Genomic DNA, 14,700 nt, shown 5'->3' with positions numbered 1-14,700 from the left:
CTGAAAATAAGAATACACCCATTTAGTCTATATGGAAATATGGAATCGAAGCTTTCGTCATCATTTGTGCCGCCGCAGGCGGTATGGTAACAAATTTGAAAGATGTAAGAAACTTTTTGAACGGTGGCATGGACAGGAGAATGGAAGAATCACGTGTATGTTCGGACCACAGGGAGCGGACATGCTCAGTAAGGAATTGCTTCTGGAAATAAAATCCGCAGCGGATCATCGGAAAACCGGAATCCATATGCATGTGTCCCAGGGCGACCGTGAGATTGACCAAATGATAAAAAGATATGGTATGCGTACAATTCCGTTTTTGGAAGAAGTCGGTTATCTGGATGAACAATTGATGGCAGTACATTTGACAGAGGCAACAGAGGAAGAGACCAGATTTCTGGCCGGCCGCGGCGCAGGAATGGTTTTGTGCAGCGGAAGCATCGCAATCATTGATGGAATTGTTCCGCCGGCCGCCGCTTTCCTGGAAGTCAGCGGTCGGCTGGCACTGGGATCAGATCAGGCTCCGGGCAATAATTGCAACAATATGTTTAACGAAATGAAGTTTACCGCAATATTGAATAAGTGTAAATCCGGAAATCCAAGCATTTTTCCTGCATGGAAAGTACTAAGAATGGCAACCATTGAAGCTGCCCGTGCAATCGGCCTCGGAGAGGAAACAGGTTCTATTGAGGTCGGAAAGAAAGCAGATATCATTATGGTTGACTTTACACAGCCATGCCTGGCGCCGATCATTCATTATCCGGTACGGAACATAGTTCCGAATCTGGTTTACTCAGCAAAAGGCAGTGAAGTTGAGATGGTTCTGGTGGATGGAAAGGTATTGATTGACGGCTTTAAAGTAGTATCCGTTGATGAAGGGAAGGTAGTCAGAGATGCGCAGGAGGCGGCATTCAGAGTAGCAAAAGCAGCGGAAGGACCATTTTCCAGGATTCCGGATACACCGCTGCGTGAAATGATGGAAAATGGGGAGTTGTAGGAGGTGTTTGGATATCAATGGATTTGATCATTTATAATGCCAATATTGTGACAGAAGAAAAAACAATTTCAGGATTTATTGGGATTGAAAACGGAAAATTTGCGGTTATCGGAGAGGGAAGACCTGAGATGGATGCAAAAGAAATGGAAGATGCCGGCGGTAATTATATTTTACCAGGAGCTATAGATACTCATCCGCATTTTTTTGATCCCGGGGCCGAATGGCGGGAAGACTTCAGACATGGAACAAGGGCGGCGGCAAGCGGCGGATTTACGACGGTTTTGGATATGCCTAATACAACTCCTCCGGTCAAGGACCGGAAAACATTCGAACTGAAAATGCAGAGAGCAAAGGAAAATTCTCTGATTGATTTTGCTTTTTGGGGTTCGGCAATGCCGGACAATATCCATGAGTTTGAAGTATTAAAAGAATTAGGCTGCATAGCATTTAAGGCTTTTACAATTGATGCGGGGCCGGATTTTATGTGGTCGGACGAATATGACCAGTTCAGAGAAATGGAAAAACTGGCTGAACTGGGATGTATATATGGAGCGCATGCCGAAAATCCCGGTATGGTAAAACGGTTTTCAGAAAAAAATATCAGTAGGGAATGGAGCCTGGAAGTCCACGATGCGGAGAGACCGTGGCAGGCGGAACTTACAGCGATTCATACACTGCTGCTGTATGCCGGATGTACGGGATGCAGTCTGCATATTTGTCATATGTCAATACCGGAGGGAGCCCGGCTTATAGCGGAAGCAAAGATGAAAGGCATCGATGTGACGGCAGAGACCTGCTCTCATTATCTTACACTGAATTATGAGGACCATGCGGAATACGGTACATTCGCAAGGATCAATCCTCCTCTTCGAAGCCGGGAACGTATGAACCGTCTTTGGGAATTTGTGCTGGACGGCACGATTGACTACTTGGGGACGGATCACGCCCCTTATCTGGAAGAGGAAAAGCTGCCTGGGGATGGGAATCTGAGGAACGCTATGTGCGGCGCGCCGGAAATTGATATAGCAATCCCTCTGCTGCTCGATGAAGGTGTAAAAAGGAGAAACATGTCATTGCAGAGGTTTGCTGCATTTACCGCTGCAAATGCGGCTAAGAGGTTTCGGCTCTATCCGAAAAAAGGAGCAATTATGGTTGGCTCGGATGCCGATTTTTATATTGCCGATCTGAATGCCGGATGGATCTGCAGCAGAAAAAACACTTTTTCAAAGAGCAAAGTCTGCAGATTTGCACATGAAGGAAAAGCATTAAGCTCCAGGATTGTAAGCACATATCTGCGAGGAAATGTAATCTTTGAAAACGGAAGAATAAAAAAAGAACCGGGATACGGACGATATATCTCGGTATAGAAAAATTCGGTTTATATGGAGTTGTAAAAATGGCTGACGATATAGTAGGTGGTTCACGGAATACTACTGCAATATATTGTCAGCCATTTTCCGACAGCCTGATAAGTGACCGAATGATTAAAGCGGCGCAGGCCCGGTTGATTCACCGATAATCAGTTTTGGCTCGCCGGATAATTTCAACACATCGATACTGTTGTTATTTAGCAGCATATCAACGGCAAGCCTGCAGAGAGGCTCTGTACAGTATTCAACAGTTGTCAGTGTTGGATGGGCCATATGAGCCAGATAAGTATTATCAAAACCACAGATCGAAATATCCTCCGGGATACGGATACCGTCCATGTTAAGCGCTTTTGATAAAAGTCCAAATGATACCAGGTCATTTACACCGATAACGGCAGTGTTCCGCTTTTTTTTCAATATAGATTCCATAGCGGCAAATCCGGCGTTTGCCTCCAGATTATCGGAAGCGACAACGGGATTTGTAATGACTTCTAAAGCATCTTCACCCAGACCCGCATTCTGGACGGCGGCCTTGATTCCCTGCAGACGCATCTGCCGGGTCAATGAAACTGAGGTGACAGGGCTCATTACATAGGCAATATTTTTATGCCCCAGCTGCAATAAATGTTCTGTCAGAATCTTTCCGCATTGGAATCCATTCAGGCTGATGGTATTTATTGAAATATCCTCAGACTTTTCACTGATCAAAATAACCGGGATATTGTGAGAAATCCTGGTAATCTGCTTGACCCAGTTGGGTGTAAAGAGATAGATGATCCCATCTACCTGGTGTTCGACACATAAATCCAGATAAGATTTTTCTCGTTCTGCATTTCGATAGGTACAGCAAAGCATCACGTTATATCCGAGCTCAGCCGTATAATTTTCGATATATTGCATAAGCTTCTGATAAAATGGGTTGGCCATTGTAGGCAGAAAAATTCCCAGCAGTTTAGAGCGGCTTGTTTTTAACCCCTTTGCAAAGGAATTTGGTATGTAGTTCAGCTCTCTGGCCGCATCTAATACTTTCCGCCGTGTCTCATCGGATAAGGAGATGCCGGGGGTATTGTTTAAAACAAACGACACGGTAGTCTGTGAAACGCCGGCCAGTTTTGCTACGTCTTTGGAAGTTGCTCTCTTCATAAGGATACCTCATTACTAATATTTATTAATAATATTATACGTTCAGAGGTGTAAAATTTCAAGTTTTTTGCATTCTCTTTTTCAATAAAAAATTAATTTATTTCATTTTTCTATTGACATTCGTGTATATAAATAATAAAATTAAACAAACAATTAAAACGTATTAGTAAATAGATAAGTAAAGGAGGAGAACATGAGATTAGAAAACTATGTGGCATTGATCACCGGAGGGGCGAGCGGAATTGGGGAAGCTACAGCGCGTTTGTTTGTTGAAAGAGGCGCGAAGGTTGTAATTGCGGATCTGGATGAGGAGAGAGGCAGGAAGATTGAAAGTGAACTGGCTCCAAACGCCGTATTCTGCAAAGTAGATGTGAGCAAGTCCGAACAGGTGGAAAAAATGTTCCGGATGACAGAGGAAAAATTTGGAGTTTTGGATGTCCTGTTCAACAATGCGGCATATTCGCTGAGCAAAACATTGTGGGATACGACGGAAGAGGACTGGGATCAGGTAATGACGGTGAATTTGAAAGGATATTTTTTATGCGCAAAATATGCGCTCCCACTATTGAAGAAAAGTTCCCATGGAGCGATTGTATGTACCGGAAGTGAACTGGGAATCGTAGGGTGTGTGGAGTCGCTTGCATACAATACATCCAAAGGCGGAATTATCCAGTTCGCGAAGAGCCTTGCACTGGAACTTGCACCGTTTGGTATCCGTGTCAACGCTGTGTGCCCGTCTGGTACAGAGACCCCGGCATTTGTAAAAGATATGTCGCGTTCCGGGGATTACGAAGGAGAATGCGCAAGACTGATTGCAAGCTATCCGCTGCATCGATTGGGACAGCCGATTGATATTGCACGAGCAGTCGCATTTTTAGCAAGTGAAGAAGCCTCATTTATCACGGGAACACATCTGATGGTTGATGGAGGATACACCGCACAATAGTTCAGGAGGAAAGAAAATGTCAAATACGGAAAAGAAACAGGGTGAATTAAAACGTAAATTAGGTGTCGGAGCGGCATTGGCAATTGCGGTCGGGACAACGGTTGGCTCAGGAATTTTTACTTCGCTTGCTGAAGTGGCAGGCGCATCCGGTTCGGCAGCTATGATGATTGCAAGCTTTATTATCGGCGGTTTGATAATGATTCCGCAGAATATGCTTTACGCAGAATTGTCGTCCGCATATCCTGAAGATGGGGGACAGTTTACATGGTTAAAGGAGGCGAATTGGAGACCTATCGCATTTTTGAACGGATGGCTGGCTTTTTGGGCAACAGATCCATGTACCTGCTCAGTTATGTCACTTTCTATTGCCAGTTATGTTGCCTTTTTTATTCCGTCTCTTCAGGGATTTCCGATTAAAATCATGGCAGTATGCATCATTCTGGCTTTTACATATCTGCACTATAGATCCGTAGAAGCAGGTGCAAAATTCCAGGAGCTTATCACAAGCCTGAAGATGCTTCCATTCTTTCTGCTGATCATCGTCGGACTGTTCTTTATGAATGGCTCCCAGTTGGCAGAACCTGCTATCGTTGGCGCGCCGGTCGGCATTGCGGCACTTTTGGCAGGCGTTTCCGCTACAACATGGTCTTATGACGGTGCAATCGGCGCATGCTATATGACAGGGGAAGTAAAAGATCCGTCAAAGACGATGCCGAAGGTTATGATTGGATGTATTGCGATCGTGATTTTACTATACGGAGGACTCTCGACGATAGCGGCAGGGCTGATACCGATCGGAGAGCTTGCAGCTACGGATACACCGATTGCACTTGCATTTTCAGAAATTCCTATGATCGGAAAGGCAGCAGGCATCGTGACGGCGCTTCTGGCGATTCTTGTAATAACCGGCTCTATGTCCGGCGCAACAATGTATCAGCCGAGACTGGAATATGCGATGGCCAAAGACGGCTTATGGTACAGTCGTTTTGCAGAGGTTCATCCGGAATATAACACGCCGTCCTTTGCACTCGGCGCGCAGGCGGTATACGCTATTTTGCTGGTATTCCTGTCAGGAATCAATGACCTTCTTGGATACTTTACCGTAATCTGCCTTGTGAAAAACATGCTGGTATTCTGTACAATGTTTGTACACCGCAGCAAAGCGTCCTATAATCCGGGATGGAAATGTCCTGCGTGGAAGATTATGACGATCATAGCCATTTTTGCAAATGGAATCCTTTTGGTTTCCACGTTCCTCTGGGCGCCGGGAGCATCTTTGATCGCAGGTGTTGTTGCTCTCGTAACAGGACTTCCGGCATACTATTATTTTGAACACAAAAATAAGAAAAAGCAGACACAGGCCAGATAGGGGGAGGAAACGATTTTGAAAAAGGAATTGATTTCAACAGATCGGGCTGCACAGCCGGGAGGATGGTATTCCCAGGGGTTTCAGGTAGGAGATTTTGTTTTTACAGCCGGAATAACGGGAACAGATCCGGTAACCGGAAAGCTGGTTGGACCGGACGATATCCAGGCTCAGACACATCAGATTATGAAGAACATGAAGGCGATCCTGGAAGCTGCCGGAACAGATCTGGAGCATGTATTCAAAACACTGGTATTTGTTGCCGATATCGATCAGTTTTCAATTTTCAACGAAACCTATAAGCAGTATTTTCCGGAAAATCCCCCTGCGCGTTCTACGATGCAGGTTGGAAAATTTAATGGAGGAATGGCAATAGAAATAGAAGCAATTGCGGTGATAGAGAAATAAAATTTACAGGTAGTGTTGAAAAAAAGACGGGTCTTTCGGGATTCGTCTTTTTAAAAAGAAGAGAAGTGCTGCACTGAAAGAAAACCTGGAGACTGTGCTGTCTGCAGAAAAATGGGACATGGAAGTGATCATTGATGTGAACCCTGGAGACCTGCGGGGACAGGAGCAGGGGCCGCTTGATGAGCGGCTCCTTTCTTTGCGGCACAATTTTAATTTTAAAGAAATATGTTCTGCGCTTTCCCTTGAATCGTGATACAATAAAAAAGTGGGGGATTAGAATTTAAATTTCTGCTCACATAAAATATGAGGAAGGGGGATTCCGATGGAGAGGAAAAAACAGATCAACTCAAACCGGAAATATACAACTGGCTTTCTATAGTCCGGATCTGCACTTACGTTTATTTCTTAATTCAGGCGGACCGCGCCTGATACAATGAAAAAAGAAAGGAATGCGGGATTGTTGAAATCTGCCTGTGGTTATGGACTCTTTCGGCAGCAGGCCGCAGCCGTACCTGCCGTCTGCCGCTGTTTTTGAGAATAACATCAGTTATGAACGACAGATTAACTGAGCCGGATGATTCAATCCGTGCATAAGGCAAAATGAAATCATATGAACATGACAGAGCTACAAAATACGAATTATGGAAGGGGAGCAGTTTATTTGGCAAAGCCTGCGCAGCCATCCGGGAAGCAGCCGCAGAGGTCTTTTTCACAGATGGCAGACGCACAGCTGAAGCTGGGATATCTGTATTACACAGTGGATCTGGTCAGCGGGCAGGAGTTATATATGAATTATGACGAGAGCTCCACGGAGGAGGACCCCGTCATACTGGCGGAAGGAATTGATATTCACGGCAATGCATTCCGTCAGAAGATCCATCTGAATGAGATTGACGTGAAAAATGCGTCTCTTGCGGAAATGACTGCTCTGAATCTGCATCTGGGAAAGCAGGGTGACCAGGCGATAAAATCTCATTACAGCTTTCCACTGGAAACCTTAAGCAGCCAGTGCAATCTGACCACCAAAATGGATTTTGAACAATATTTTCAGCAAAACAATAAAAAACTGCAGTCGGCAGGCTGCAGAAAGGAAGTCGAGCTCTACAAAAGCGAGCTGGAGAGATATCTGTTTTTCCAGAAGGGCGGAAAGCTTCGGAAGAATAAGGCGCGCGAGCATGTCCTGTTTGAAAAGGAAGAAACGGATAAGACGGGTGTATTCAGCAATAAAACACTGGCTGAGGCAGCAGGGTTTAAGCTGGATCCGGAGATGGACTGGACAGGCGATGCTTCCGGCACCCGGGGAGGCACATGATGGATTACATACGTGCGGTAGAAATCCTGCCGCGGGAATTAATTGAACAGCTGCAGCAATATGCGGACGGCGCTGTGATCTACATTCCGAAAAAGGAGGAGGAAAAAAAGGCCTGGGGAGAGCAGACAACAACGAAGAAGGAGCTTGCAAGAAGAAATGAAAAAATATATGCCGATTTTTTGAGAGGAAGCTCCGTCAAAGAACTGGCAGAAGAATATTTCCTCGCTGAAAAAAGTATCCAGCGGATCATCCGCCAGGAAAAAAACAAATCTGATGAAAGCTTTTAGAATCTAAAATCTGTATGACGCAGAAAAAGGAGGGCGTTTTTCTCAACGCCCTCTTTTTTGGCGCGTCCGACGGGTGCTTCCAATTCACCGCGTTTCAGTAAATCTGCCGAATTTCTTATAAGTATCTTCCTTTATTATTTAGATTTATCTATAGAAAAACTTAAGAATTGCCTGATATCCTAATATCATCAAAAAAATGAACATAAAAAAATAAGATGAAAAAGCAAAATCTGAAAAAACTGCCGGCCGCGGCATCGGATAGCCGGCAGCTTTCAAGAGGAGGAGGGGCATCATGAAGTACATCACATTTGCAATTCCCTGCTACAATTCGCAGGATTATATGGAGCGCTGCATCAATTCTCTGGTAAAGGGAGGAGAGGACGTGGAGGTCCTGGTCATAGACGACGGCTCTATGGACAGTACCGGAGAGATCGCGGACGCATACGAGAGGAAATATCCTGGTATCGTTAAGGCAATCCACCAGGAAAACGGCGGTCACGGAGCAGGAGTCAACAAAGGTCTGGAGCTTGCCCGGGGACAGTATTATAAAGTCGTAGATTCGGACGACTGGCTGGAGGAATCGGCATACAAAAAGCTTCTGGCAAAGGTCAAGGAAGTCTGCGATGCCGGAAGCCCGGAAGAGATGCCGGATCTGTTCGTCTGTAACTATGTGTATAACCACCTGGACGAAGGAACCTCACGGGAGATGAATTACCGGAATGTATTTCCGGCAGATACGCTGTGTACCTGGAATGACATCAATCATTTTTCACCGTCCCAGTATCTGATCATGCACGCGCTGGTCTACCGGACAGAGGTGCTGCACCAGTCCGGAGTCCGGCTGCCGGAGCATACATTTTATGTAGATAATCTGTTTGCGTACCAGCCCCTTCCCTATGTGAAGAAGCTGTACTATATGGACATTGCCCTGTATCAATACTATCTGGGACGGGAGGATCAGTCCGTCAATGAAAAGGTGCTGATGCGCCGGATCGACCAGCAGATCAAGGTGACGGAGCTGGTGGCGCGGTGCATGGATCTGGATGAGGTGGCAGAGCGGTATCCGAAGCTGGCGGTGTACATGCGGAGAAACATTTCCATCATGATGGCGATTTCCTCGATCCACCTGCTTCTGATCAATTCCAAGGAAGCATATACAAAGAAAAAGAACCTGTGGAGCGGCATCAAATCCAATGACCGCAGGCTGTATTACCGTCTAAAATTCGGGACCATCAGCGGATTGACCGATCTGCCCGGAAAGCTGGGAGGGAAGCTGACCATCGGCGGTTACCGTCTGGCCAAGAAGGTATATCAGTTCCAGTAGAGTCTAGTGTAGTGGGCGAAGGAGATTTGGCGGAAGAAAGGAATGGGAAGCGGCGAAGATTAACAGGCCGCATGCTCTTAACAGGCTGCACGTTTTTAACAAGCCGCACGTTCAGATAACAGGATAGATAAGTGCATAAAAAGACAGCGAGGGGGAAAGACAGTGGCGCGGATTTACATAGCATTGGTAGACACACCGGGGATTTTTGCGTATCTCATACGGCGTTTTTTGAAACAGAAATACATCCATGTGGTCATCTCCATGGATGCGGAGCTGGAGGAAGCGTACAGCTTCGGAAGGCGGAACCCGTTTATCCCGGTGATCGCGGGATTCGAAAAGGAAAATAAGAGAAAGATTCTGCGCGCCTTTCCGACCGCGGATTACATGATCTGCGAAATGGAATGCACAGGGCGGCAGAAGGAGCAGATCCGGCAGACGCTGGAACAGGATATGCGGGATCGATTCCATTATCACTATGCGGTGCTTGGACTGCCATTTATCCTGTGCGGCAGGCCCTTTTACCAGAAGAACCATTACACATGTTCCTCCTATATCGCAAGGTTATTGTCGGAAAATGGGATTCAGGTTTCGGAAAAGCATTTCTCATTGGTGACGCCCAGAGATTTTTATGAATATCCGGACAAACAGGTTCTCTTCGAAGGCGCTCTGGAGGAGATCGTACATACGGAGGAATCCTGGAAACTTCGGAAACCGGAGGCTGTATATGAATACTGACAGAAAGCAGAGAATCCGAAAAAATCTGATCAATTATACGATATTTCTCCTGATCATGGGACTGACTTTTTATACCGTGCTGCACGGACAGGACTGGAATCAGATCTGGGAGGCGCTCAAAGGACTTTCCCTCCCCTGTCTGCTGCTGATCCTTGCGGCCGCGTTGTTTTTTGTGTGCGCGGAAGGGAGCATGATCTGGTATCTCCTGCGGATGATCAGCCCGGACAGCAGCGGGCTCGGCAAATGTATCTCCTATTCCTTTATCGGATTTTTTTATTCCGGTATCACACCCTCCTCAACGGGAGGACAGCCGGTGCAGCTTTATTATATGAAGAAGGATGGAAATGCGCTTTCAGACAGCTCGGTCGTCCTGATGACGGTTGCGCTGCTCTATAAATTCGTGCTTGTGATCATCGGATGCGCCATGCTGGTTTTCTGGTATGACCCGCTGAGATCCTACCTTCGGAAATATTTCGGCCTGTATATCCTGGGACTTGTGCTGCATGTGGTTCTGGTGGCCGTGCTGCTGGCGGTCATGCTGGCGCCGGAGGCAATGAAGAGGCTGATCTTTCAGATCGAGCATTTCCTGACACGGATCCGGATCTTGAAGCCGTCAGCCGGAAGGGCGGAAAAGATCCGCCAGTTTATCGGCGGATATCAGGAAGCGGTTCATTTTCTGGCAAAACAGAAGTACAGGATGCTGCTGGTCCTTGGGATCACATTTCTGCAGAGGTGCAGCCTGTTCCTCCTCACCGGGCTGGTGTATCTGGGATTTTCCCAGCAGGGGACCAGCCTTCTGACGGTGATGCTTCTGCAGGCTTCTGTGTCCGTGGCGGTGGATATGCTCCCCCTTCCGGGGGCGCAGGGGATCACGGAACTGATGTACTGCCGGGTGTTCAGCCATGTGTTTTCACAGGCCTGCCTCATGCCGTCGCTGTATGTGGCAAGAGGGAGCAGCTTTTATTTTGTTCTGGTGGTCAGCCTTCTTGTGGTGCTGCTCAATGAAGCGGTCCGGCGCAGGGGAGAAACGGTGAAGGAGAGGCAGTGCTTGAGAGCCGCAGGACGCAGGTATACCTTGTGAAACGGCCGAATGGCCATAACGGGATGCCCTTGGGTATACTTTATAAAACGGCCGAATGGCCATAACAAAAAATATGTAAAGCAGGGAATCATACGGCGATTTCCTGCTTTACATATTTTTTGAAGCTATTCTTCTTCCACAAATTCGTCTTTCCCAAGTCCGCATACCGGGCATACCCAGTCATCCGGAAGATCTGCAAATTCGGTGCCGGGCTCGATTCCGTTGTCCGGATCACCCACTTCGGGATCATAGATATATCCGCAGGGTTCACATACATAGCGTTTCATGATCAATACCTCCTTGCTTATTTTCATGTACTCTCAAAAGGGAATTTTTATAGACCACACCTTTGCCAGGCATGCACTGTAACGGGAAATTCCCTGATTCGATACAATAACAGTATAACGCGCAGGCAGATGATTATGCAAGTATTCTTTCTCAAAGTTCCGTGTCTTTAAATATGAAATGCCTTAAGACTATTGACAAATAAAGGAAATGCGGTAAAAATATGATGAAAGGGAGTTATGGGGGAATACGAATCCATGATATCAGGAGGCAGATTATGACAAGAACATTGAAGAAGAGACCATTTTACGGAAGCCAGTCACAGGAGATTGCAGCCTATGAGGCTCCCCACCGTGCAGCGGCGAGAAAAGCAGCGAGCGAAGGAATCGTACTGCTGAAAAATGAAAAGCAGACCCTTCCTCTTGCGAAGGGAAGCCGGATAGCGCTCTACGGTCCGGGAGCAACCCACATGATCAAGGGCGGCACAGGCTCCGGGGATGTCAACGAGAGAGAGGTCGTGAACATTTACCAGGGACTGCTGAACGCCGGCTATACCGTGACGAGCAGGGACTGGATTGATGCCTATGACAGGATCTACACGGACGCGAGAATTGCATGGCGGGACGGGATCCTGGAACGGGCAAAGGAAGAAGAATTTTTTATCGCATATTCGACCAGCCCGTTTTTCGTGCCGGACGGTCCGGATGTGGAAAAGACAGACGCGGACATCGCGATTTATGTGCTGAGCCGCGTGGCCGGGGAAGGGGCGGACCGGTTCAACGAGAAGGGAGACTTTTATCTGACGGATCAGGAAGCAAAAAATATCCGGGATATCTGTAGGCTTTATGAAAAGGTAATCCTCGTGATCAATACAGGCGGGCTTGTAGACCTTTCCTTCGCAGATCAGTATGAAAATATCGGCGCCATCCTGTACCTTGTTCAGCCGGGCATGGAGGGCGGCAATGCCCTTGCGGATGTGATCTCCGGTCAGGCAGTGCCAAGCGGAAAAATGACGGACACCTGGGCGGATAAGTACGAGGATTACCCCAATGCCATGACATTTTCCCATATGAACGGAAATGTGGATCAGGAAAAATACGAAGAAGGCATTTATGTAGGCTACCGCTATTTTGATTCGTTCCAGGTACCGGTCAGATATAGCTTCGGATTCGGCCTGTCTTATACAGATTTTCAGATCGAGACCGTAAAGGTGACGGCAGGATCGGAAGTGGCGGCGGAGGTAAAGGTGACCAATACCGGAAAGCTGTACAGCGGAAAGGAAGTGGTGCAGGTTTATGTATCGGCGCCTGTCGGGAAGTTGGAAAAGGAAAGCCGCCGTCTGTGCGGTTTTGCAAAGACCGGCCTGCTGGCTCCGGGAGAGAGTGAGACATTGACGATCCGTTTTCCGGTTTACCGGATGGCATCCTATGACGAGTCCTCTGCGGAATGGCTGCTGGAACGCGGAACCTACGGCGTATGGATCGGCAATTCCCTGGCTGACAGCAGGATGGAAGCGATGCTTGTGCTGGAAGAGGAGAAGGTACTGTCCAGAGTGAAGAATATCTGCCCGCTCAGGGAAGAGTTGAATCTGCTCTCGATTCCGGAGGAAAAAAGGATTGCGCGCTATGAAGCAGACCTGGAATCCGGACGCGGGAACGGGGCTGCGGAGATTCCGCTGGACCTCTCCGGTGTGGAAACCGAAGTCATTGACTACGAAGCAGCTTATGAGCCGGAGGACGACGAGGCGGCGCAGATCGTAAATGGCCTGGATACCGAGCAGCTCATCCGTCTGGCCACAGGGGAGCCTGCCAAGGGACAGGGGAGCAACCTGGGATCCGCAGGCGTCTCCGTACCGGGCTCTGCGGGAGAGACAAGCACTGCGGCTTATGAGCAGGGCGTGGCAAATATCGTGCTGGCGGACGGCCCTGCGGGCTTAAGGCTGATGCAGACCTATGGGGTGAAGGACGGTGTGATCCGGATGCCCTCCTTTGAGGCCAGCTTTGAGCACGGCTTTTTCAGCCAGGGATTCCAAGCAGAGGGAACGCCCTATTATCAGTATTGTACGGCGATTCCGGTGGGAACCATGCTGGCCCAGACCTGGAATGAAAAGCTGATCGAAGAAACGGGCGCCATGATCGGGAAAGAGATGGAGCATTTTGGCGTGACGCTCTGGCTGGCGCCGGGGATGAACATCCACAGGAATCCGCTGTGCGGAAGAAACTTCGAATACTATTCCGAAGATCCGCTGGTCAGCGGGAAGATGGCCGCTGCCATGACAAAGGGCGTGCAGAGTGTTCCGGGATGCGGTACTACGATCAAGCATTTTGCGTGCAACAATCAGGAGGACAACCGGATGGGCTCTGACAGCATCCTGTCTGAGCGGGCCCTGCGGGAGATCTACCTGAAAGGCTTCGAGATCGCCATCCGGGAATCCCGCCCTATGTCCATTATGACCAGCTACAATCTGATCAACGGCATCCATGCCGCCAACTGCAGGGATACCTGTACGGCTGCCGCGAGACAGGAATGGGGATTTGACGGCGTGATCATGACCGACTGGACGACCACAGAGCACGGGGAGGACTGCACGGCGTCCGGCTGTATGCGTGCGGGAAATGACCTTGTCATGCCGGGACAGTTTTCAGACCATGACAATATGAGAAAGGAACTGAAGCAGGGGACTCTGAAAGAGGAAGATCTGAGGAGATGCATCACCAGGCTGGTGAGAGTTGTGCTGCGGTCCGGGCTGTATGAGACGACAGAATAAACAGGAAAAATAGAATAAAGAATGCCTATCCCGTTTGTCCGCAGGATAGGCATTTTTTTAGACCATTTTATACTAAATTTCTATAAAAGTTGTTTTTTTTCGTATATGGATTGTTATATATCATAGATGCATCACAAGAAGAGAGGAAGTGGATCACGCGTGTCTGCCGGCAATTTGCTGAACCACATTTTATACAAGGATGGATATCTGGAAAAATTAATCACAGACAACTATGAATCCATTTACAAATACTGCTGTTATCATCTGAACCAGCGTCATGCAGCGGAGGATCTCACGCAGGAGGTGTTCTTGAAATTTCTGAACAATCTGGACCATTACCGGGATTATGGAAAAATAAAGAATTACCTCTATGTGATCGCCGGAAATCTGATCCGGAATTATTTTAAGAAGCCGAAGGAGGTCTGCATTGAGGATGGGGGAAACCGGGAGGAAACGGTTCCGGACCATGCAGGGGATATCCTGGACAGGCTGATGGTCATGGATGCGCTGTCCGCTCTGGATCAGACGGAAAAGGATATTGTGATCTTAAGGTATTATCAGGATCAGAGAATCCGGGATATATCAAGGATACTGGGGATTCCGGCATCGACTGTGCGGTATAAGCTGAAAAACGCAGAAAAGAAGTTAAAGAGCACGCTGGAGCTGTGACAGAAAGGAG

Annotated in this window: 14 protein-coding genes; 12 read left to right on the top strand and 2 right to left on the bottom strand. The window is 47.8% G+C overall.

Annotated features, from left to right (window positions below):
• The first annotated feature begins 31 nt into the window (after window positions 1–31).
• Window positions 32–997: an amidohydrolase family protein gene (locus tag ACTOY7_RS08880; protein ID WP_482672135.1), complete on the top strand. Its 966-nt coding sequence runs from the start codon at window positions 32–34 to the stop codon at window positions 995–997.
• Between the two features lie 17 nt (window positions 998–1,014).
• Window positions 1,015–2,364, top strand: coding sequence for an allantoinase AllB (gene allB, locus ACTOY7_RS08875; protein WP_160283901.1), 1,350 nt, complete (start codon window positions 1,015–1,017; stop codon window positions 2,362–2,364).
• A gap of 117 nt (window positions 2,365–2,481) precedes the next feature.
• On the opposite strand, the gene ACTOY7_RS08870 is transcribed toward allB, so the two are convergent.
• Window positions 2,482–3,510: a LacI family DNA-binding transcriptional regulator gene (locus ACTOY7_RS08870; RefSeq protein ID WP_004083110.1), complete on the bottom strand. Its 1,029-nt coding sequence runs from the start codon at window positions 3,508–3,510 to the stop codon at window positions 2,482–2,484.
• Between the two features lie 193 nt (window positions 3,511–3,703).
• On the opposite strand from ACTOY7_RS08870, the gene ACTOY7_RS08865 reads away from it, so the two are divergent.
• The 8 genes from ACTOY7_RS08865 to ACTOY7_RS08830 all read left to right on the top strand — a co-directional run bounded on the left by ACTOY7_RS08865 (window position 3,704) and on the right by ACTOY7_RS08830 (window position 10,969).
• Window positions 3,704–4,456: an SDR family NAD(P)-dependent oxidoreductase gene (locus tag ACTOY7_RS08865; protein ID WP_160283902.1), complete on the top strand. Its 753-nt coding sequence runs from the start codon at window positions 3,704–3,706 to the stop codon at window positions 4,454–4,456.
• A gap of 16 nt (window positions 4,457–4,472) precedes the next feature.
• Window positions 4,473–5,825, top strand: coding sequence for an amino acid permease (locus ACTOY7_RS08860; protein ID WP_482672136.1), 1,353 nt, complete (start codon window positions 4,473–4,475; stop codon window positions 5,823–5,825).
• A gap of 15 nt (window positions 5,826–5,840) precedes the next feature.
• Window positions 5,841–6,230, top strand: coding sequence for a RidA family protein (locus tag ACTOY7_RS08855; RefSeq protein ID WP_482672137.1), 390 nt, complete (start codon window positions 5,841–5,843; stop codon window positions 6,228–6,230).
• A gap of 661 nt (window positions 6,231–6,891) precedes the next feature.
• Window positions 6,892–7,542 carry a hypothetical protein gene (locus tag ACTOY7_RS08850; protein ID WP_482672138.1) on the top strand — a complete coding sequence of 217 codons (651 nt, stop codon included), beginning with the start codon at window positions 6,892–6,894 and terminating at the stop codon, window positions 7,540–7,542.
• Window positions 7,539–7,829 carry a CD3324 family protein gene (locus ACTOY7_RS08845; RefSeq protein WP_330699820.1) on the top strand — a complete coding sequence of 97 codons (291 nt, stop codon included), beginning with the start codon at window positions 7,539–7,541 and terminating at the stop codon, window positions 7,827–7,829. Before ACTOY7_RS08850 ends, ACTOY7_RS08845 begins: the two co-directional genes overlap by 4 nt.
• A gap of 292 nt (window positions 7,830–8,121) precedes the next feature.
• A complete protein-coding gene (locus ACTOY7_RS08840; RefSeq protein WP_482671905.1) occupies window positions 8,122–9,153 on the top strand; it encodes a glycosyltransferase family 2 protein in 1,032 nt (343 codons plus the stop codon).
• A gap of 162 nt (window positions 9,154–9,315) precedes the next feature.
• Window positions 9,316–9,888 (top strand): hypothetical protein, encoded by a 573-nt coding sequence (locus tag ACTOY7_RS08835; RefSeq protein ID WP_160283006.1) that lies wholly within the window; start codon window positions 9,316–9,318, stop codon window positions 9,886–9,888.
• On the top strand, window positions 9,878–10,969 hold the full coding sequence (locus ACTOY7_RS08830; protein WP_160283005.1) for a lysylphosphatidylglycerol synthase transmembrane domain-containing protein: 1,092 nt from the start codon (window positions 9,878–9,880) through the stop codon (window positions 10,967–10,969). Before ACTOY7_RS08835 ends, ACTOY7_RS08830 begins: the two co-directional genes overlap by 11 nt.
• A gap of 125 nt (window positions 10,970–11,094) precedes the next feature.
• Here the strand turns inward: ACTOY7_RS08830 and rd are convergent, their stop codons facing one another.
• The gene (rd, locus tag ACTOY7_RS08825) at window positions 11,095–11,256 is read right to left on the bottom strand and encodes a rubredoxin (protein ID WP_004083083.1); all 162 of its coding nucleotides are present in this window, start codon (window positions 11,254–11,256) and stop codon (window positions 11,095–11,097) included.
• A 275-nt stretch (window positions 11,257–11,531) separates the two neighbouring features.
• Here rd and ACTOY7_RS08820 point away from each other — a divergent pair, with 275 nt between their 5' ends.
• Window positions 11,532–14,021 (top strand): glycoside hydrolase family 3 protein, encoded by a 2,490-nt coding sequence (locus ACTOY7_RS08820; protein ID WP_482672139.1) that lies wholly within the window; start codon window positions 11,532–11,534, stop codon window positions 14,019–14,021.
• Window positions 14,022–14,180: 159 nt separating this feature from the next.
• Window positions 14,181–14,690, top strand: coding sequence for an RNA polymerase sigma factor (locus ACTOY7_RS08815; RefSeq protein ID WP_482671837.1), 510 nt, complete (start codon window positions 14,181–14,183; stop codon window positions 14,688–14,690).
• The last annotated feature ends 10 nt before the right edge of the window (window positions 14,691–14,700 follow it).

This window comes from Schaedlerella sp., assembly GCF_056796775.1.
This window is presented reverse-complemented; position numbering and strand designations above follow the sequence as displayed.

Coding starts and splice junctions, on each gene's coding strand:
- ACTOY7_RS08845 (WP_330699820.1), top strand. CDS start 7,539: ATGATGGATTACATACGTGCGGTAGAAATCCTGCCGCGGGAATTAATT.
- allB (WP_160283901.1), top strand. CDS start 1,015: ATGGATTTGATCATTTATAATGCCAATATTGTGACAGAAGAAAAAACA.
- ACTOY7_RS08880 (WP_482672135.1), top strand. CDS start 32: ATGGAAATATGGAATCGAAGCTTTCGTCATCATTTGTGCCGCCGCAGG.
- ACTOY7_RS08865 (WP_160283902.1), top strand. CDS start 3,704: ATGAGATTAGAAAACTATGTGGCATTGATCACCGGAGGGGCGAGCGGA.
- ACTOY7_RS08840 (WP_482671905.1), top strand. CDS start 8,122: ATGAAGTACATCACATTTGCAATTCCCTGCTACAATTCGCAGGATTAT.
- rd (WP_004083083.1), bottom strand. CDS start 11,256: ATGAAACGCTATGTATGTGAACCCTGCGGATATATCTATGATCCCGAA.
- ACTOY7_RS08860 (WP_482672136.1), top strand. CDS start 4,473: ATGTCAAATACGGAAAAGAAACAGGGTGAATTAAAACGTAAATTAGGT.
- ACTOY7_RS08820 (WP_482672139.1), top strand. CDS start 11,532: ATGACAAGAACATTGAAGAAGAGACCATTTTACGGAAGCCAGTCACAG.
- ACTOY7_RS08870 (WP_004083110.1), bottom strand. CDS start 3,510: ATGAAGAGAGCAACTTCCAAAGACGTAGCAAAACTGGCCGGCGTTTCA.
- ACTOY7_RS08830 (WP_160283005.1), top strand. CDS start 9,878: ATGAATACTGACAGAAAGCAGAGAATCCGAAAAAATCTGATCAATTAT.